We start from the raw sequence: 16,926 nt of genomic DNA on the forward strand, positions 1-16,926 counted from the left end.
GTTGGGTCCGCTCCCCCACAGACCACCCGCTATCTGCGGGCATAAGAAAAGCCGCCCTCGCAGGGGCGGCTCAGATCCGGCGCTGTCGCTCATCGGGAGCGACGCGTCACAGCAAAAAGGCCCGCTCGCGGCGGGCCCTGAAGTCACGTCAGGCGGCCTCTACGGGCACGCCTGGTACGACTCGATAGTGCACTAGGTCCCGTTACACGTCAATCACCCCCTTTCGAGGTGGTTCGGGGAGCGGCTCTCCAGGAGCACGCGCATCCATGGCGTCCAGGTCCCAGAGACGCCGCGCTCGCGTGCCGTAGCGGTGCAGCCGACCCTCACCGGCCCACTTGAACAGGACACGGCGCGAACAGCCCCAGTAGAGACAGGCGGCCTCAGTGTCGGCGAGCCTCACGACAGCGACTCCCACACCATCCACGCCAGGGTGCCGAACAGGCCGAGCCCGCTGGCAACCCACATGGTGACCATGAACGCCTGGAACAGCCCGTATCCGACGCCGTACGCCTGCCAGTAGTTGCGCCACGCACTCACGGCCGCCACTCCTCGCGGTAGTCGGGATGCCCGTCATACGCCACGGCGAGCAGCTTCAGCGCCTCGATCGCATCCGGGTCCGTCTCCGGGCACATCCCTGCCTCAATGGCATCCGGACTGTGACCGCAGCCCCATTCCCCATCGATCTTCGCCTCATACGCAAAGACCGTGTCAACGAGCCTCTGCCTGGCCGGAGCGTCCGCCAGCACACGCACGGGCCCGTGCCGGATCACGTGACGAGCCGTCGCATTCCCCTCGTCTGCGGCCTCGCTGTCCCAGCCCGCAACCGCAGCATCAGCCGCGATCTCCTGATCTTCCATGATCCGCGCCCGCAGGAACGCAACAAGATCGCTCACGCACCCTCCCCTTCCAAGAGTTCAATCCACTGCCACCGGTAGTAACGGGTGCCGCACGGCGCCGCGTCGGGCGTGCCGATGCACCGTACGTCGGTGGACGCGTCGTCAGCGACGATCAGCGCGCCGCCGCATTCGCCGCAGAGCGAGTCCGCGAGCATCCGCTGCGGGGTGTCGTAGCCGAGGACGATCCGGGCTGAGCGGACCCGTTTGCGCAAACGTTCCTTCACTTCGCAAACGAGCTCTCCATGCCCGTCCTCACTCGCCATGGCGCACCAGTCGGGCAGCGCCCGCAGCGCGCTGACGACGGGAGGATGCCCTTGTGCGGCATGGGTCGGATAAAGCGCTCTCCTGAGCACCAGATAGCTTTCGTAAGCATCGCTTTTCACGCTGAGTAGCAAGTCCAGCGCCTCTTGATTGCCGGGCGGATTGGAATGTGGCTTCGCGCCTGACGCTCCGTCACCGCCATGCATGGAAACAGGTTCGGCAATGGCCTCTTGCAATTGGTCGATAAGGGATGGCAACTGGACCGTCCGCGCCCGCGCTTCGAACTGCTCGGGGCATTCGCATTGGTAATGCTTCCGCCGTGCAGGCGCCATGGCAGCCTGCATGACGGAACACAGCTTCGCGTGTCTCTTGATGGGCACCTGGTATTCGATGCGCTCTTCCCAGCCGGCGGCGAGTTGGCCGACAAGGGAGGCGATGAATTCGGCGTCGGTCATGAACGCGCCGCACTCGCGATCCAGATCAGCAGGCGTCGGGCACGCTCGGTGAAGGTCGGGCCGTCGTGGAACGGGCAGCGGGCGAGGCGCGGCCCCATCGGGTGCACCTCGCGGTGCAGGCTCTCGGCGAGTCTCTGATGGACATTCATGGCATGCCTCTCAGGGGAGGTTGGGCCGGACTGGGAATGGCCCCGTCCCGCAAGTTCCTGGCGCGCCACGGCGACGCGCAGGGCTCGGGCGGCGCCAGGGACCCGACAGGGGGGTCCGGAGCGTCAGGGAGTTAACCGACCGGTAACTACGGGCAGGTGTCGTGCTGCGCCCAGTGCAGCTGTTCGTGATCTATCGCCCAGTAGGGCTCTCCAGGCTGGATCCGCTGACGGCAGGCCGCGCAGCGGTGCGCCCAGTCGCTGGGGTCAGAACGGCGGCTTGTCGCAGCGCTCGCAGGATTCCGGAGGTCGTAGCCCGCCTGAGGCTGGGCGAAGGCAGAGTGCAGGCCCTGGTGCCCAGTGGCGCTCACACGGGCTCGGGGAGGGTCCGCGACCAGCTCCGAGACTGCCGCGGCATCCTGGCCGGCTGCGCCGCAGGGATGCGCCGCAACGATCTGGTGCTTCGACCCCGCCACTGCGGCGGTGCGGGCGCGGAGCTTCCACGGGCGCCCCGACTGTGTGATCACGTCGTAGGTCGTCAGTCCGGCGATCAGCGCCGCCCGGTACGCATCGACGTCCAGCGGCTGGGGGTCTGCTGCCGTCGCGAGTCCGGAGACGGATGCGGCCAGCACGACGGCGCCGCACCTGTTGCATGTCGCGATCTTTATCGCGGTGTCGAGCAGATGATCGTTTATTTCTTCCTTCCTTCCTTTTGCGGCTCAAGCCCCGGCTCACTCACCCCTATAAGGGGGGTGAGCTGCGAGCCGCGGGGAGGCTCCGAGCGGCTCAGAGAGTGAGCCGCAGTGAGCCGCTACATAGGGCATCTATCTATAAGCGCTGGTCAAAGCTGGTGCATGTGCGGCTCATGATTTTTTGCAAGTGAGCCGCACCTGATTCGGGACCGGGAAAAATGGCGACTCCGTGAGCCGCACGTAAAGGATCATGAGCCGCAGTGAGCCGCTTCCTGACCTGCGAAGATGAGATACGTGTACTATCCAGCGGCTCACTTTTCGCGATCATGAGCCGCAGAGTGAGCCGCAGCCTGACCTGCGGCGTCGTCGAGGGTCTGCGACGGACGGAAATATGCGACGTCGTTCCCGACGCCGGTTTTCGTGAGGATCCGCTCTTCGCAGAGCGTCCGGAGACAGCGCTTCACGGTCGAGTCGGGGACCCCCGTGAGGTCCATGACGACCTTCTTCGTCACGACCTTGTCCGGCTCCAGATTCAGCACCATGAGCCGGACCTTCTCGAAGCTGGTCGTCTGCGCATCGATCACGTCGGACCAGTGCGCCGCATTGATCACGAGTGAGCTGCACTCGCGGCCGTCGTGCTCCTGGTCGTGCGGCAATCCGCAGAAGTGCTGGACGCGCAGTCCCACGTTCCAGAACAGGGAGTCGTCGTCGTCCTTCTGCTTCTTGATCTGAATCTTGGCGAACCGTTCCTCCGTGGCGGTCCGCGACATGTACAGGACCGTGTCCGCGGCGCCGAACAGCGAGCCGTGCCCGCGCAACACCTCCGTGCCCTTCGTGGTGTGGTGCAGCGTCAGGACGCACGCGGCCGTCTCCTGCCTGATCCGGTCGACGGCTTCGACGTACAGCCCCATGACGGAGCCGTTCTCTTCGAGTCCCGGTGTGACCCTGGACTGCGTGTCGATGATCACCAGGCCGGGTCTGACTTCCTTGCAGATCTCCAGCACGGCGTTCAGGTACGGCTCTTCCACCAGGTTCGGCGCCATCGTCAGATAGGTGATGCGGTCGCCAAGCGGCAGGCCGGTCATCGCCTCCCACGCCCGTACGCGCTTGCGGATGCCCGCGGAGCCCTCCGCGGCCACGTAGAGGACTGGCGCCGCCACCGTCGGGATGCCTGCCCACGAGATGCCGCAGCCGAGCGCGACGCATGCGGCGAGATCCAGTGCTGCGAAGCTCTTGTAACAGCCGGGGTCGCCGTACAGCCATGCCAGGGAATCCTTCGCGAGAAGTGACGGGGCGAGATATTCGACAGGGGGAATGCTGTCGAGCTGTGCGGCGGTGTACAGGCTCGCCCTGAGCCGCGCGGTGACGTCGCCGGCCCGCTCTGCTTCGAGAATCCGTTTCGACGCGGCGTCGGCCTTGCGTTTGGCGAGCGAGCTCTGAGTCAGCCGTTCCAGGTAATCCCGCTCGCGGTTGATCTCTTCAATGGCGGCGACGTGTTCGACACCGACGAAAGGAAGCCCTGACGATTCACCCCCCAGGAGCTTCCAGACGAGTTCCCGAAGCTCCGGGTCAGCACTCAGATATGCGTTCGCCAGGGAGGGGCTCAGCGCCCCCAGGACCGCTTCCCGGGCCCTTTCCGGTGAAGGCACTTGGCCTGCTGTCTCCGTCACGGCCGTGTGCCTTTCGTCCTGTTGCCGGTGTCATCGCGCTTCACAACAGGCGGGCTGTTCTCGCATTGCTACCTCTTTCCTCTCGCAAACAGGGGGGCTACGTCCCTGGCTGAGATCGTCTTCGCCGCCCACAGGACGCTGACGGCGTGCGGCTCACTCCAGGCGTACAGGGCGTCCAGGAGCCTGGCTCGCTGGACGTCCTTCGGCTTCAGCGGCTCGCGCTGCCCTTGCACCAGGGCCAGCACGGAGGCCGCGTACGGCGCGGTCCTGGCGTCCCGGGGCGGCAGCGGCCCCGAGTTGTCCGGCTTGATGAGTTCGTACGCCAGGCACACCGCCACGGCCGCGGCGGTGGTGGGGGTGACCCTGAGGGTCAGCCGGGCGCGCAGCGAGGCGTGCCGCACGGTGCTGACCGTGACGTCGTCGCGCTCTGCGATCTCTTCATCGCTCAGGCCGTTGGCACGGTCCTGGAGTACTTCCAACTGCCGCGGGGAGGGCGCCAGGGCGAGCCGCGGCAGGCGTCCGGACCTCTTCGTCGCCGCGTAGCACGGCAGACAGTAGCGGCGCGGCGGACGATCGCGGCTCTGCTTGAACGCGACGTTGCGCGGATCGTCCAGCAGGTGCAGGCCCCGCGCGCAGTACGCCTGCCGCGGTCGGCTCATGGCTCATCTCCTTACCTTCACCATTCGAAGCCGCACCATCCGAGGCGGCAGCGGTGTGTGTGGGGTTCCTCGCCGGCTAGTTCGCCGCACGCGTGCGGGAGCGCCCGCTCGTTGCACAGCGGCCTGCGCCGCAACTTCTGCCGGACGGTCGCCGCGGCGTCTCTCGCGACGCCTGCCGCGAAGCCCGGGATGTCGGGCGCGTTGCCGTAGATGGGGATGTCCACGCGCAGCCTGCGCGGCTCAAGGACGATCCGCATCACCTGCATGTCCCGGATGAACATGTCGGGTTGGTCAGGGGCGCTCAGGGACACATGCGCGTCGGTCGGCGGCTCCCCCGTCTCGTCGACGTACGCCTGGCGTATCGCCACGAGGACGGTGGCCAAGAAGTCCGGCGTCTCGGGGACCTCCACGGACCGCACGGCTTCCGCAAGGTCGACGTCCGGCAGGGTCACTGATTCAGGCTCGTAGGTGATCTCGACAGGGCCTGTGATCATGCCGGTGATGTCGACGCCGTTCAGTTCCACGCTGGTCGGTGTGAGCTGCGACGGCCGGAAGCGCCGCTCAAGCTGCCTCCGCGTTTCTGCCACTGCCCGATCGATCATGATGTTCATGGCCACTGTGTCCGTGAGCAGGCCGTAGCTGACCCGGTGGCGGAACTGGATCCCGGCAGGCTCGGCCCGCCCTTGAAGGATCACGCAGTCGTAACCGTCGGGCGACGGAGTCACGGACAGGATCTGAGGCTCCGCGACGTACTCCGCAAAGACGGGTGTGAGTGCCTCGCGCAGCCGCCGCGCTGCGCTCCGTGCCGCCCGCCGCCGGTCTCCCATGGACGTCGACGGCGCAGGGGTGATCATGTCGCGCGGTACGTCCGGGGCGTCCGCGATCTGATCACGCGCCGCCGCGAACTCTTCGCGATGGATCTGCATGGAGCCGGACAGCCGTCCGATCGCTTCCCCAATGGCGCCGCTGGCCTGTTGGTTTGCCCCCCTGATCTGGTCTGTGACTTCGCGGATCGCCTGACCCAGCGGTGTGGTACCCGGCAGCCCTCCGTCCGCGAAGGGCTTCGCAGGCGCCCTGCCGATCCACGCCCAGTCCTTCGAGTCGTCGATGTCCGCGGCCGGCGCACTGCCCGAGCCCTCGCACTCGACGACGCCGTGCCCGCTGTAGTGCTCCTCAGCGACCACGACGTGATGAGTCCGCAGAACGAGCTCGCCCCCACGCTTCGGCGTGAGGGCGATCAGCTTGCGGCAGCGAGGGCACGCGCCTTCCTCAGGCTCCTTGATCGTCTTGCGGGGCATGCCTGCTCTCCCTCCGGATCGTCTTGACGAAGATCGTGACTCCGTAGCGGAACTCGATCCGCTCGTCACCGTTCGCGCGGTACACCTTGAACGGCTTGGGGTCGCCGTCGTACAGCGCGGCCAACTGGTCGAGCGTGCTGCGCAGTTCGTCTGCGTCTGCGACGTACAGCACGCGCTCGGCATTGCAGACGGCCGCGTGCAGCAGGCTCTCGCTCTCGCAGGCCAGGGCGGCAGCGACCGACGAAGGCGTGAAGCCTTCCTTGAGCCAAGCAGCGGCCCTTGACCAGTCGGCAGGCGCGATGGCACGCCAGTGCTGCGCGTAGTCCAGGTGCGGCACCCCGGCCAGGATCCTGGCATCGCAGAAGAAGCAGCGAACGTACTCCAGGTCACGAGCTACCCCCTCCGAGAACCACGGCCAAGGGCACCGCTCCCCCGTCTCGTTGCGCGGCGCTGTGATCGTGAGGTCCGTCGACAGATCAAGTTCCGTCGCGTCCGCCGGCTCGATGTCGTGCCACTGCCTCACGACACCACCTCCACGTACCGGTCTGTCGACGGCCCGCCGTCGCCCGGGATGCAGATCTGGACGTTGCCGCAGCCGACGGACAGGTGCCAGCCGCGGGCGCTAAGCGCTTCGGCGAAGCGCTGCCAGAGCAGACGAGCAGTCTCTTCGTCAGTCACCGGGCTTCACCTCGTACTGGTAGCGCTCGTAGGGCGTGCTCTCCAGCCAGGCGAGGCGCCGCGCCGCCTTCTCCGCCCTGGCTCGTGCCTTGTCGCGGGTGCGGGCGAAGCCCGCGCAGGAGTCGCCGTACGGGATGTACGCCGACCACCACCAATGCCAGCCGAGGATGCGCCGCTCGAACCAGTTGTAGTCGGTGCACTCCTTCAGCGTGATCTCAGCCACCGTTCCTCTCCTTCATCGTCCCTCTCAGCAGCTGATCCGGATGGTGGCCTTCGGGTATGCCGCGCACGCGTCGCGCAGGCGCCGCAGGTAGTCCGACGCGCCTTCGTAGGTGCCCCACCCGTTGCGCGGATTCATCGCTTCGTACGTCGCCGGGTCACCTTCCATGGCGCCGACGGCACGCTGTAGGTCCGCGAGGCAGTCGCCGGCCGTCTTGTTGTCCAGCTCGCACAGGTCGTAGCCGAGCGCCTTCGTCCACATGCCGCTGACGTTCGACGTGTAGTTGCCGATGTCGGCGGGCCAGGCGGTGAACGGCTCCTGTCCGCCCGCGTCGACATACAGGCGCAGCGCGACGTCATAGCTCATTGATCCTCTTCTCTGCACCGGCAGTCGGGTGACGGGCATCGTTGTTCGAACTCGCAGACGCCGCCGCAGTCCTCGGAGCTGCATGGTCCGTAGACGCGGCCTTCGATGCACCGCGTCGACTCGCTGCCGACCAGATGGCCGCAAGGGCACCAGTCGTCAGGCATTGCTCGCCATCTCGGCAGCGGTGCGGCAGTTGACTTCGCGCGTGTGCGGGATAGCGGCTTTGAAGCCGTCGGCCAGTTCGACCATGGCCAAGCCGACAGGGGCGACGATCTGTACGAGACTGACGATCTCCTGGAACGACCCGTCGTCTCTCGCGACGAACCAGCCCTCCCGCAACCGCGCCGCGGGGCGGTACGTGTCATCCATCGCTGTCCTCCCCTTCGAGCAGCACGACGCGCAGCGCGAAGCCGCCGCGCGCTATCGCCTTGTCGCGGCGCATGCCCTCCAACTGCTCGGGAGTCAGGCCGTACCGGGCCGCCAGGGCGTGCACGACTTCGAGGACGTCGGCCAGCTCTGCGGCCCACTCCTTCGCCGTGCGCGCGTCAGCTACTTCCTGCGCCTCTTCGAGCAGCTTCGCGTTCAGCAGCCGTGGCATCTCGTCGGCGTCGGCGGTGCGGTAGTCGCGCCCCGGTGCGATGGCCGGGATGAGGTCGCGTACCAGCTTCTCGTCAGCCATCGGTGCCGTCCTCCCTGAACTGATCGAGTAGCCCCGCGTCGTCCAGCGCTCTGAGCGCGTCGCTGGCGGTGCCGTGGTTGGGGTGCGGCTTGTCCGGGGCCATGAAGCCCCCGTGCGGCCAGCGCTCACTGACCTGTCGCGCCACCTCTACGAGGCCCCGCAGCGCGTCCCTGGGGACGCTCACAGCGTCGTCGGGCGGGCAGTTGCACTGCTCGCGCTCCGTGCGCCCGCACGCCTGGCAGCGGGTCGTCCATCGCGTCCCGTTCGCGTCCTCGTGCCAGTCCTTGTGCCGCTCGCGCTTGATGCACGGCCCGAAGGACGCGCCCGCTGTGGTCGCCATCGCTCCGCACTCCTGCGGTCCGCAGCCGGGGCCGGTGCAGTCTTCGACGCGGCCCGTGTGCCACCCGCTGATCCCGTTGCCGCTGTCACCGTAGTGGCCCTGGCTCACGACGCATGTCGGCGCATGGTCAGGCGGGTACAGCTCCATCGTCGACAGCTGAATGACGCCGCGCGTCCGCTCGTCATGCTCGCAGCGGAGGCACGGCTCTACGCCCGGCGTGCGGTTCCGGAACGTGTACTGGCAGTCCATCGCGTGCGTGCAGGAGTGCCCTCCCGGCACCTCTCGGTACGGCTCGCCGCACTCGGGGCAGGTGACGGGCGGGGCCGTGTCAGCCTGGTGGCACTCGCAGATGCACGGAGCACCGCAGAACTTGCACTGCGCCGGCTGCTTCGCTCCTGCCTTGCCTGCCGTGGCCTTGCAGTAGTCGTGCTCACCGTGCAGGCAGCCGGTCGACAGGTACTCGTGGTCAACGACCCTGCCCGCCACCTTGATCACCGGTCCGACCTTGACGCCGACGTGCCGCAGCAGGCCGCGTATGGTCACGTCCGCTCACTCCCTTCCGGGTCGAAGGTCACGACGCCGGGGTTGTTGACCGCGCTGCCGTCTTCCCAGCCCCGCCCCGCGCGTGTGCAGCGGGGGCAGATGGCTCGGTCATAGCCGGACAGGGGCGGGCGGTCGGGATGTCGGAGGTACCACCGGACGGAGCGCCAGAACGCGACGCTGAAGTACTCCTTCACGCCGTGTACCTCCTTGGTGTGGGTGAGAATCGGGGTGCCGGCCGCCCGCGGCATCAACGCGGGCGGCCGGTCTGTACGGGTCACGGGGCGGCGGAGACGACGAGCCAGTTGCCGTAGCGGTCCTGGCCTACCCGGTCGCCGAACATCGCGGTCCTGGTCTGGCTGTTGGTGCCGCCGGTCGTGTCGGTCATCCCGTCCGGCAGCGGCACCTCGACGCCGATCGGGCGGTCGTTCCCGTCGAGCACGGCCCTGGCCTTCGGTTCGGTGGCGAGGATGTCGTCGAGCCCTTCGGGGGTCAGGCGGGGCATTCGGCTCAGCTGCATTCGTTGCTCCTTCGTGGGCGTGGGGCGGCTACACGACAGCGGGGGCGGCAGCCAGCCGTAACCCGCCGCCGCGGCGAACCAGCGGTGCAGGAACCGCGGCAGGAAGCTCATCCGCCCTCGCTCCCCTGGCAGTTGGGGCATGGCTTCGGCGGCGGCTCGCACCACGGGACGGGCGGCGCCGACAGGTCGGGCACGACCTTCTGCCCGTAGCAGCGCTGACAACGGGCGGCGAGCGCCCGCCTGTCGAGAGCCTCGATCCACGCCACCTTCACCGCGGCGGCTTGGATCAGCTCTTCTCGCAGGCGCACCGGGTCGGACTCTGCGAGCGCCTCGCAGTCCTCTTCACGGGCGATGTGCGCCCACGTCACCTTGCCGTCCGCCGCCGACAACTGGCAGTCGGCGCGGGCGCGTACGGCAGCCGCCTTCTGATCGAAGCTGCCCGTCCCGTCGGGATGGTTCTGCTCGCCCCACCGGGCGTCCTGCCGGATGCGTTCGGCGAGGACTTCGGACAGCACGCGGTCGGTGACGACGGAGGGGTTGCCGGTGACGGGGCGCGCCTCGGCAGCCAGACGGCGCAGGTGCTCGACCGCGTTGCTCTTGCCGTTGGCCTCGGTGTGGGTCTGGCAGCGCACGTTCCGCTCGACGCTGTCAGCGGCCTCGGTGAGGATGCGGGCGGTCTGCTCAGTCATGGGCTTCTCCGGGGTGTGATGGCTCGGCCAACTGGCGCAGTTGCTTGCGCGCTTCGTCCATACCGGCTTCGTGATCGGGCCCGCCCCAGTCCATGGTCAGGACATCTGCGGCACCTCGAAGCCCCGCAGCGCGCGACTCTGCGGCGATCCGCGCCGCGTTCGCGGGACCAATGAGGCGCCGCAGGAAGGCGTCCAGCCCGTCACGCAAAAGGTCGCGCCCCAGGTCGAGCGCGACCTCATCGCGGTAGGCGTCGAGCATCTGCCCGGCCTTCGCCTTGGCGTCGGCGGTGTCCTGACTCGGCACGACCCACCACAGCAGGTCAGCGATCTTCTTGCGGGCGTCAGTCACGGTCCCCCCAGGCTCTGGACGGCCGCGGTCAGCCGTCCCATGGACCGCTCGACAGAGGCTCCCGTGCCGTCGCTGCGGATCGCGGCGGCGACGTCCAGCAGCGCGGTTGCCACAGCGAGTCGAGCGCGCACTGCGCACGCCGCGATCAGCTGGTCGGCGGACATGTCGCGTGGCTGCATGACGTCGGCAGTGACGCCGTTGATCATGTTCACTGCGGTCGTGGCGAGCGTCCGTTCATCCGGCATCGCCGCTGGTCTCCTCTCCGATGAACTTCACGTACAGCCGGTACTCGCCATTGACCGTGCGCGACGTCGCGTCGAAGGCGCCCTTCGGCTGGTAGGCCTGCGCGTCCCCGTTGCGGATGTTGCTCGCGGCCTGCGCGGCGGCGGACTGCGCCTGATACGCGGTGACGAAGCCCCACATGCCGGGCAGCCCCCGGAGCTCTTCCGCGGCTGCCTTGTGGTCGGCGCGGGGGACGCCGCGCCTCGGCGCTGGCGGGTCTTCGAAGCGGACCATTACGCCGCCTCCCCGAACATCGCGGCGAGTTCGGCGCCTATGTCGACGCCGTCCATCTCGTGCCCCGGCGGAACCGCCTGGTAGGTGAGTTCGAGGAAGTGAGCGATGTCTTCCGCCGGGGCGTGCAGCTCCGCGCGGCCTTCCGGGCTCTCCAGCGCGATGTGCATCTCAAGCTCGTTGCACCGCCAGATCCGGACGTCGCCGGCGCGCGGCTCCGTCTGCGATCCGAGCCCGTTGGCGAACAGCTCACGCGCCATGAGCCAGGCGACCTCCGTGCCGTGCAGGTCGTCGACGATGAGCAGGAGCACGGCGTACGGATCCTGCGGGTCGTAGATCAGATCGCAGGCGCCCAGCGGGCGCACGTGTCCGCGTTCGAGGATCAGTTCGAGGTCGATCGGTAGGGTTATCACTGCTCCCCCTCAGGAGTAGTGACGGCGCCGCGCATCTCCCGCGTGGCGCCGTCGAGACTGAGCTCCTGTATCGGAGCGTCGGTCGGGGTGTAGGGGTCGACGCGCGGACCGCGCCGCCAGATCGGGCGGTGCTCGCCCCGGTGGCGGCGCGGACGCGGCCGTGTCAGGTGCGAGAAGAGCGCGCCGAAGACGCCGCCGCCCACGCTCATGACGACGATCTGCACGACGTCATTCATCGGCTTCGAGGCGGTCGGCGCAGGGATCGCAGACGTCTTGGTTGTGGAAAATGCCGTGACGCTCGCCCGGCAGGATCTCCTTCAAGCACTTGGCGCATGAAGTGGCGAAGAACACGGAGTACCGGAGAATGATCAGCGGTCCGAAGACGATGGTGTCCATCAGCAGATGCACCGGACCCGAAGGCAGAACGGGCAGACGTCAACGGGCCCGCGGCGCAGCGCGAAGAAGATCACGATTCCTCCGCTTCGTCGCAGCAGTCCGCGCATGACGCGGTGCTGTCGTCGTCGATGTAGCCGGCGTCATCGCCGGGGCCGATCTGCTCGCCGCACTCGCAGTCCGAGTCGTAGGCGGCGATGAAACGGCGGACGCCCCCGGTCACCGGTGGCGACTCAGGGGCGTCGGGGCGCTGGAACGTCACGTCACCCGCTCCCAACTCCAGACTTCGCCGCCGCCGTTGTCCTCGCGGCGCGCGCGGAAGGTGCCCAGTTCCTCAGGCTGGTCGACCTCCCACAAGTACGTGTTGAGCGTGCACGTCATGAGGGCGTCGCCGATCCGCTCGCGCAGCGGGTGACGAACGATCCAGCCGTCTGCGTTCAGCTTCACGACGTGCTCCGTCTCTCCGTCGGCGAGGATCACGTGCGCCGCGTCGGACCGCGGGCAGCCCCCAAGCGGACAGTGGAGAAGTCCGCGGCTGCCGACATACAGCGAAGTGCCGCCGCAGCCGGGGCAGTGTCCCTGCACGTCGCGAGTCGACGTGCTCGCCAGCATGAGGCGCAGCAGGGTGGGGCCGATGCTCTCCCCCGACGCTTCGCCGTACGGCGACAGCCACACGTCGGTGTCCTCGCCCATGACGTACGTGCCGCCCTTGTAGCCCTGGAACGCCTTGCCGAGGGCACTGCGTGCCGAGGCGAGCACAGCGTCGACGCTGATGTTGCGGGCCGGCTCGAAGGCAAGGTCCGTGTAGGACCCGCGGTACGAGTGCGGGTTGTTGAAGCCCAGCGGCAGGACGTGTCCCGGGTCCTTTCCCGCGAGCGTCTCGATCAGTTCCCCGAGGGTCATGACGTGCCGCCCCTGCCCACGACGGACGGCGTGTAGGTGTACGTCTCGGCGGTTGCGAGAGCGGACGCGATGGCGTCCGCCTGCTCCTCTGCTGCGCGCTTGGCCGCGGTTGCGGAGACGTAGGGGGCGCCGCTCCTGATGACCTTGTCACTGCCGTCCGGGTCGGTATAACCCAGCGTCCAACCCCAGCTGGCAGGGTCGGACCCGAACGGCTGGACAGTGATCTTGAAGTGCCCGAGTGCTGGCATGGCCGTTACTTCCTCACGTAGCAGGTCGCCCACGTGGTGCGGATCTCCGCGCTCGCGCCGGGCTTGGCGTACGGACCTTCGATGCTGGACTCGTTCTGCCAGATCCAGGCCTGCGGCTTGCTGATGCTGCGGTTCACCGTCCTGACGAGCTTCCCGTTCAGGAAGAAGGAGATCTTCCCGGGAGTCCACTCAATGGACGTCGTGTTCCAGCGCGTCATCCACTGCCCGCGCGCGTCGATGTACGTCTGGTTGGGGTGGACGAACCCGGAGAAGCTGCCGGTGCTCCGGTCCGGCCTGACCCAGTCGCCCTCCGGGTAGTCGATCTCTTCGCCGCCCTGGTAGAAGAGGTGCGCCGACTTGAAGCCGGGGTCCGAGCCGTTGACGACCTTGAAGCGCTCGCTGTACTTCCCGTACGCGTGGCCCATGCACTTGCGCGGCACGACGGCCGCGACGCGGTTGTCCCCGCCGGCCTTGGGCCGGTACTGCTTCACGCTCAGGTAGCCGTCGGTGCTCTTCGCGGTGGCCTTGCCGATCGAGACCGTCGTCGCCGGGTCGTAGCGCCCGCCGAACGGGGCGCCGGTGTTGCCGTCGGCACCGGACTTCGCGGTGTCGTCCCAGCCCCACGGATACGCCCAGTAGTTGGCGTACGCCGTCGGGTACTTCTTCAGCCCGCCGCAGTACGCCTGAGGCGTGTCGGTGTTGTGGTTGCAGTCGGTGAACGCCCCCTTCGGCACGGTGTAGCCGTTGAAGTCGTCGGCGTACACCTGCCGCCACCCCGGGAGGTCGCCCTTCGGCATGGCGTCCGGCGATACAGCTGCCGCGCCCGCCCCGGGGGCAAGAGAAAGGGCCGCCATGATGACGGCCCCTGCGGTGGCGAATACTCCCGCCCATAGTGATCGTTGTTTTGCCTTGGCGTGCTTACCCATTGTCGTCCTTCACTGTCATGTGGAATCCCATCGCGACCGGGGCGAGTGCCTCTTTCGCTACAGCGCTCCACTGGCGCAGTTCGTCTTCCCGCTCGCGGATCAGTTCTTCCTGCTCCGCGATCTTCTGGCGGCGCGAGGCGATGTCTTCGTGAATGGTGCGCATAACTTCGAGCGCGTGAATCAGCGAGTCCTGCGCCTCACCCAGCGTGGCGTACGGCTTTTCTTTTGACCGCATTCCGTGAGCGAGCGTCGAGCCGCGCTCTTCCGGCTTCGGCTTGCATTCGAGGTGCGAGCACATCGCGCCTTCCGGGGCGAAGCCCTTCTGGCAGTGCCATACGTTCATCGCTGGGCGTCCTCTTCGAATGCGTCTGCCACACTCGCGACGACGCGCGCCACGAATGCGGCAGGGCCGACGATCGTGATTTCGTACGGAGATTCCCAGTCGAGGTTGGGTCCGGATTGCGAGCCGAAGCGGATGCTCGCTTTGTAGCCCGGCAGTACGTCGGCGGACACGGCTTCCGGCTCGTGCGGCGTCGCGCCATGGGCATGGTCCGCCCATACCTCTGTGCCGCGCTTGTGCCAGCCGCCAGGGTTGCGGCTCTCAAGAGGTGCATCGAAGTCGGGCTGGATATCCCTGTCGTAGTGCGTGGCGCCCAACTCGCAGGTGTATGTCACGCCTTTGCGCGAGTCCGTCAGCGTCGCATTGCATTTCACGGAGCTCTGTCCTTCACTAGATCGATCTCGCCGCCGGGGCACGTTTCGCGAGTCAGGGACTCACCGATATTCATCCACTTGTCCCACCACGGGCCGGGGCGCGATATGTAATGCCACTTCACTCGGACGCCGTCGGTCATCCGCACGGCCTGTTCCGGGCGGACCATTCCGCAGGCGGGGCAGTAGTACCGGGGCCGCGTAACGTCCGGCGTGGTGTCAATGAGTGGCATCACGCTTCCCTGTGTCGCTGGCATTCCTTGGTCGGCACCCCGTGCTTCGAATAGCCTCGGTTGCCTTCTATGTAGCGGTCGGTGAGACCGCATACGCAAGCGGGCTTGGGGGCAACTTGCTGCGCCCACAAGCCCGCTGACCACTCCGCTATGTCCGCCCGGATCTTCGCGACCAATTCGTCACTGATCTCGTTGGCGGATACGCGCTTCCCTTTAGCCACGGGTCCGCTCGGTCACGACGCCATTCGTCCAGGTGTAACCACTGACGTCTTCGTATGTGACGGTGAGTTCGGACCGCCCGGCGACTCGCGTGATGTGACTGGTGCCCATCATCGTGAAGTCCTGGATGTCTTGCGCCCAGCTGAGATCTAGGTTTCCCATGCGCCCGCTCTTGCCGAGATCCGTCATCGCGCGGAAGACGCCGTTGCGCAGGATGTTGGAGTCGTCGCGGACGGCCCTTTCCAGCTCTCGCAGCTTCTCGCCATCCCTGGTCGTCTGGTCAGCGAGCCGTTTCACAGCCGCCTCAAGCTCCGCTATGCGGTAGTCCTTCGACTTCGTCCAGCGCCGCCACGTCTTGCACGGCCAATCGGTGCCGCACTTGTAGCACGTCTCGATGGCGTGTCCCTTGTGGTCGACCCCATCAATGGACGTGCACTCGGGCTTATTCATGGAAGCCGCTCCCGCTCTTCGTTGTACCGGTCCATGGCGAAACGGACATCAGCCTTGAAGGCTTCTGCGATATTCGCCCGCCGCTTCCACAGGTCGACTTCCTTGACCAGTTCTTCGACGCGCTGCTTCAGTGCGTCATCGGCGCGGGAGGTACGAACCGTCTGAATCTCGAAGGCGGCTGACGCCGATAGTCCGCACTGTCGGCACGGGCGGTCATCCATGAAGTCGTTGAGGACGTCCGAGCCGTGCGAGTTGCAGCCGGGGCACGTCATCTTGTCGCCCATTACTCGCCGTCGCTTTCTGCGAGTTCGGCCAGGCGCCGGTAGCTGTCGGCGATTTCCATCGCCCGCTTGCGGCTGCGGTGGCGGCGCGATGCAATGCCGACCGCCTCGCCCGGATAAGTGATGTTCAGCTCAAGGCACTTGAGATCCATCTGTGCGGCGCGGATCTTCAACTCGGCAATGACCAGCGGGTGAATGGCCATCAGCGGTAGTGCCCGGACAAGTGCTGCTGCATTTCGGCGTACGTGCCGAACCAGGCGCCGCAGCCGGGGTACACGCACCCCCAGTCGCAGAGCGCGGCCAGCCGCCACCGGATCTTCGTGCGGGACATGCTTGATCCCTTTCAGCGCATGAAGAAGCCCCCAACCGGTTGGCTGGGGGCTGCCCGTTGCAGCGCGCAACGGTGGGTGTTGCGGGGCGGTCACTGACGGGACTGCCTCCACACGTCGCGCAGGATGACGACGCAGATCGTCAGGGCGACCGCGGCGAGCGCGAGGCACACCGCAACGACGGCGAGGCCGATCATGAAGGCGATCGCAACGGCCCCGAGGATGGCGACCGCGAACACCGCGCCGCAGCCGCCCGCGAGGTAGGTCCCCCACGGGCGCGCCACGATGGGTTGTTGCGGTGCAACGGCGGGCGGCTGCGGCCAGGCGTAGATGGGCCGGCCGTTACCGTCGATGCCGATCGGCGTCTCAGATCCGGTATCCCGCACGGCGCGCAGCACCTTCCACGCGGCGCAGTTCGCGGGCCGCTTCCCGCTCTTCATCGCGGGCGGTCCGCTTCTCCGCGAACCCTCGCGCGGTGCGGATGTTGGCCTTCGCGGCGGCGACGTCGTGCCGCGCCCTGCCGAGGACGGTCTGCATCGCCTGCTCGTCGGCGCGCTCGCGCTCCTCCTTGCGCCGCTCCATGCGGCTCAACTCGCGGTCGATGCGCGGGTCCGGCGTCCAGGCGTCCGGGTCGCCGCGGTGCGGCGCTGCCTGCTTCGCGTTCTTGGCGATGAGCCAGCCGATGCGCAGCTTCTCGCCGATGGTGTACGGCACGGGTCTTCCTCACGGGTGTGTCGGGATGGGGATACGGCGCTTTTCCGGAGGCCGACCGCAGGGGCCGAAACTCGAAACCAGCGCAGGTCGACCGCATGATCACAACGATGTCGCGGCCGAAACCGGTTTCGGGTC

At 67.4% G+C, this 16,926-nt stretch carries 35 protein-coding genes; all 35 read right to left on the bottom strand.

The genetic code is table 11. The features are described 5' to 3' along the window. Positions 1–396 precede the first annotated feature (396 nt). Positions 397–537: a hypothetical protein gene (locus ACIP79_RS00515; protein WP_401217254.1), complete on the bottom strand. Its 141-nt coding sequence runs from the start codon at positions 535–537 to the stop codon at positions 397–399. Continuing rightward, complete coding sequence (locus tag ACIP79_RS00520; RefSeq protein ID WP_401217257.1) at positions 534–893, bottom strand: DUF6221 family protein; 360 nt, start codon at positions 891–893, stop codon at positions 534–536. Before ACIP79_RS00520 ends, ACIP79_RS00515 begins: the two co-directional genes overlap by 4 nt. Continuing rightward, entirely contained in the window at positions 890–1,612 is a 723-nt protein-coding gene (locus ACIP79_RS00525; protein ID WP_401217260.1) for a hypothetical protein, read from the bottom strand. The genes ACIP79_RS00520 and ACIP79_RS00525 overlap by 4 nt, the downstream gene beginning before the upstream one ends. Further along, a complete protein-coding gene (locus ACIP79_RS00530) occupies positions 1,609–1,761 on the bottom strand; it encodes a hypothetical protein (RefSeq protein ID WP_401217263.1) in 153 nt (50 codons plus the stop codon). Before ACIP79_RS00530 ends, ACIP79_RS00525 begins: the two co-directional genes overlap by 4 nt. 1,000 nt (positions 1,762–2,761) lie before the next feature. Then, positions 2,762–4,120: an AAA family ATPase gene (locus tag ACIP79_RS00535; RefSeq protein ID WP_401217266.1), complete on the bottom strand. Its 1,359-nt coding sequence runs from the start codon at positions 4,118–4,120 to the stop codon at positions 2,762–2,764. A gap of 68 nt (positions 4,121–4,188) precedes the next feature. Further along, entirely contained in the window at positions 4,189–4,779 is a 591-nt protein-coding gene (locus ACIP79_RS00540; RefSeq protein ID WP_401217269.1) for a hypothetical protein, read from the bottom strand. A gap of 17 nt (positions 4,780–4,796) precedes the next feature. Beyond that, positions 4,797–6,077, bottom strand: coding sequence for a hypothetical protein (locus ACIP79_RS00545; RefSeq protein ID WP_401217271.1), 1,281 nt, complete (start codon positions 6,075–6,077; stop codon positions 4,797–4,799). Then, positions 6,049–6,600, bottom strand: a complete 552-nt coding sequence (locus tag ACIP79_RS00550) for a hypothetical protein (protein WP_401217274.1) — start codon at positions 6,598–6,600, stop codon at positions 6,049–6,051. Before ACIP79_RS00550 ends, ACIP79_RS00545 begins: the two co-directional genes overlap by 29 nt. After that, entirely contained in the window at positions 6,597–6,755 is a 159-nt protein-coding gene (locus ACIP79_RS00555; protein WP_401217277.1) for a hypothetical protein, read from the bottom strand. The genes ACIP79_RS00550 and ACIP79_RS00555 overlap by 4 nt, the downstream gene beginning before the upstream one ends. Next, positions 6,748–6,978, bottom strand: coding sequence for a hypothetical protein (locus tag ACIP79_RS00560; protein ID WP_401217281.1), 231 nt, complete (start codon positions 6,976–6,978; stop codon positions 6,748–6,750). The genes ACIP79_RS00555 and ACIP79_RS00560 overlap by 8 nt, the downstream gene beginning before the upstream one ends. A gap of 24 nt (positions 6,979–7,002) precedes the next feature. Then, positions 7,003–7,341, bottom strand: coding sequence for a hypothetical protein (locus tag ACIP79_RS00565; protein ID WP_401217284.1), 339 nt, complete (start codon positions 7,339–7,341; stop codon positions 7,003–7,005). Positions 7,342–7,497: 156 nt separating this feature from the next. Beyond that, positions 7,498–7,710, bottom strand: a complete 213-nt coding sequence (locus ACIP79_RS00570; RefSeq protein WP_401217287.1) for a hypothetical protein — start codon at positions 7,708–7,710, stop codon at positions 7,498–7,500. Beyond that, positions 7,703–8,020: a hypothetical protein gene (locus ACIP79_RS00575; protein WP_401217290.1), complete on the bottom strand. Its 318-nt coding sequence runs from the start codon at positions 8,018–8,020 to the stop codon at positions 7,703–7,705. Before ACIP79_RS00575 ends, ACIP79_RS00570 begins: the two co-directional genes overlap by 8 nt. Beyond that, entirely contained in the window at positions 8,013–8,903 is an 891-nt protein-coding gene (locus tag ACIP79_RS00580; protein WP_401217293.1) for a hypothetical protein, read from the bottom strand. Before ACIP79_RS00580 ends, ACIP79_RS00575 begins: the two co-directional genes overlap by 8 nt. After that, positions 8,900–9,181, bottom strand: a complete 282-nt coding sequence (locus ACIP79_RS00585; protein ID WP_401217296.1) for a hypothetical protein — start codon at positions 9,179–9,181, stop codon at positions 8,900–8,902. The genes ACIP79_RS00580 and ACIP79_RS00585 overlap by 4 nt, the downstream gene beginning before the upstream one ends. Beyond that, a complete protein-coding gene (locus ACIP79_RS00590) occupies positions 9,178–9,531 on the bottom strand; it encodes a hypothetical protein (RefSeq protein ID WP_401217299.1) in 354 nt (117 codons plus the stop codon). Before ACIP79_RS00590 ends, ACIP79_RS00585 begins: the two co-directional genes overlap by 4 nt. Continuing rightward, the gene (locus tag ACIP79_RS00595) at positions 9,528–10,109 is read right to left on the bottom strand and encodes a hypothetical protein (RefSeq protein WP_401217302.1); all 582 of its coding nucleotides are present in this window, start codon (positions 10,107–10,109) and stop codon (positions 9,528–9,530) included. Before ACIP79_RS00595 ends, ACIP79_RS00590 begins: the two co-directional genes overlap by 4 nt. Then, complete coding sequence (locus ACIP79_RS00600) at positions 10,102–10,458, bottom strand: hypothetical protein (protein WP_401217305.1); 357 nt, start codon at positions 10,456–10,458, stop codon at positions 10,102–10,104. The genes ACIP79_RS00595 and ACIP79_RS00600 overlap by 8 nt, the downstream gene beginning before the upstream one ends. Then, positions 10,455–10,703 (bottom strand): hypothetical protein, encoded by a 249-nt coding sequence (locus ACIP79_RS00605; RefSeq protein ID WP_401217308.1) that lies wholly within the window; start codon positions 10,701–10,703, stop codon positions 10,455–10,457. The genes ACIP79_RS00600 and ACIP79_RS00605 overlap by 4 nt, the downstream gene beginning before the upstream one ends. Next, positions 10,693–10,974 carry a hypothetical protein gene (locus tag ACIP79_RS00610; RefSeq protein WP_401217311.1) on the bottom strand — a complete coding sequence of 94 codons (282 nt, stop codon included), beginning with the start codon at positions 10,972–10,974 and terminating at the stop codon, positions 10,693–10,695. Before ACIP79_RS00610 ends, ACIP79_RS00605 begins: the two co-directional genes overlap by 11 nt. Then, positions 10,974–11,384, bottom strand: coding sequence for an SsgA family sporulation/cell division regulator (locus ACIP79_RS00615; RefSeq protein ID WP_401217314.1), 411 nt, complete (start codon positions 11,382–11,384; stop codon positions 10,974–10,976). Before ACIP79_RS00615 ends, ACIP79_RS00610 begins: the two co-directional genes overlap by 1 nt. Then, positions 11,381–11,620: a hypothetical protein gene (locus tag ACIP79_RS00620; protein WP_401217317.1), complete on the bottom strand. Its 240-nt coding sequence runs from the start codon at positions 11,618–11,620 to the stop codon at positions 11,381–11,383. The genes ACIP79_RS00615 and ACIP79_RS00620 overlap by 4 nt, the downstream gene beginning before the upstream one ends. Continuing rightward, the gene (locus ACIP79_RS00625; RefSeq protein ID WP_401217320.1) at positions 11,613–11,780 is read right to left on the bottom strand and encodes a hypothetical protein; all 168 of its coding nucleotides are present in this window, start codon (positions 11,778–11,780) and stop codon (positions 11,613–11,615) included. Before ACIP79_RS00625 ends, ACIP79_RS00620 begins: the two co-directional genes overlap by 8 nt. A gap of 70 nt (positions 11,781–11,850) precedes the next feature. Next, positions 11,851–12,039, bottom strand: a complete 189-nt coding sequence (locus tag ACIP79_RS00630) for a hypothetical protein (protein ID WP_401217323.1) — start codon at positions 12,037–12,039, stop codon at positions 11,851–11,853. Then, positions 12,036–12,680, bottom strand: a complete 645-nt coding sequence (locus tag ACIP79_RS00635; protein WP_401217326.1) for a DUF6085 family protein — start codon at positions 12,678–12,680, stop codon at positions 12,036–12,038. Before ACIP79_RS00635 ends, ACIP79_RS00630 begins: the two co-directional genes overlap by 4 nt. Further along, complete coding sequence (locus tag ACIP79_RS00640) at positions 12,677–12,928, bottom strand: hypothetical protein (RefSeq protein WP_401217329.1); 252 nt, start codon at positions 12,926–12,928, stop codon at positions 12,677–12,679. Before ACIP79_RS00640 ends, ACIP79_RS00635 begins: the two co-directional genes overlap by 4 nt. Before the next feature lie 5 nt (positions 12,929–12,933). Next, positions 12,934–13,782 (bottom strand): glycosyl hydrolase family 16, encoded by an 849-nt coding sequence (locus tag ACIP79_RS00645; protein WP_401217331.1) that lies wholly within the window; start codon positions 13,780–13,782, stop codon positions 12,934–12,936. 64 nt (positions 13,783–13,846) lie between these two features. Beyond that, a complete protein-coding gene (locus tag ACIP79_RS00650) occupies positions 13,847–14,197 on the bottom strand; it encodes a hypothetical protein (RefSeq protein ID WP_401217334.1) in 351 nt (116 codons plus the stop codon). Beyond that, the gene (locus ACIP79_RS00655; protein ID WP_401217338.1) at positions 14,194–14,568 is read right to left on the bottom strand and encodes a hypothetical protein; all 375 of its coding nucleotides are present in this window, start codon (positions 14,566–14,568) and stop codon (positions 14,194–14,196) included. Before ACIP79_RS00655 ends, ACIP79_RS00650 begins: the two co-directional genes overlap by 4 nt. Positions 14,569–15,011: 443 nt before the next feature. After that, positions 15,012–15,467 (bottom strand): hypothetical protein, encoded by a 456-nt coding sequence (locus ACIP79_RS00660; RefSeq protein WP_401217341.1) that lies wholly within the window; start codon positions 15,465–15,467, stop codon positions 15,012–15,014. Further along, positions 15,464–15,751 carry a hypothetical protein gene (locus ACIP79_RS00665; RefSeq protein WP_401217344.1) on the bottom strand — a complete coding sequence of 96 codons (288 nt, stop codon included), beginning with the start codon at positions 15,749–15,751 and terminating at the stop codon, positions 15,464–15,466. Before ACIP79_RS00665 ends, ACIP79_RS00660 begins: the two co-directional genes overlap by 4 nt. Further along, positions 15,751–15,951: a hypothetical protein gene (locus tag ACIP79_RS00670; RefSeq protein ID WP_401217347.1), complete on the bottom strand. Its 201-nt coding sequence runs from the start codon at positions 15,949–15,951 to the stop codon at positions 15,751–15,753. The genes ACIP79_RS00665 and ACIP79_RS00670 overlap by 1 nt, the downstream gene beginning before the upstream one ends. Next, positions 15,951–16,079: a hypothetical protein gene (locus tag ACIP79_RS00675; protein ID WP_401217349.1), complete on the bottom strand. Its 129-nt coding sequence runs from the start codon at positions 16,077–16,079 to the stop codon at positions 15,951–15,953. Before ACIP79_RS00675 ends, ACIP79_RS00670 begins: the two co-directional genes overlap by 1 nt. A gap of 90 nt (positions 16,080–16,169) precedes the next feature. Beyond that, positions 16,170–16,463 carry a hypothetical protein gene (locus ACIP79_RS00680; RefSeq protein WP_401217352.1) on the bottom strand — a complete coding sequence of 98 codons (294 nt, stop codon included), beginning with the start codon at positions 16,461–16,463 and terminating at the stop codon, positions 16,170–16,172. Next, entirely contained in the window at positions 16,444–16,791 is a 348-nt protein-coding gene (locus tag ACIP79_RS00685; protein ID WP_401217355.1) for a hypothetical protein, read from the bottom strand. Before ACIP79_RS00685 ends, ACIP79_RS00680 begins: the two co-directional genes overlap by 20 nt. Between the last annotated feature and the right edge of the window lie 135 nt (positions 16,792–16,926).

Source organism: Streptomyces sp. NPDC088747 (assembly GCF_044751025.1).
GTDB lineage: Bacteria > Actinomycetota > Actinomycetes > Streptomycetales > Streptomycetaceae > Streptomyces.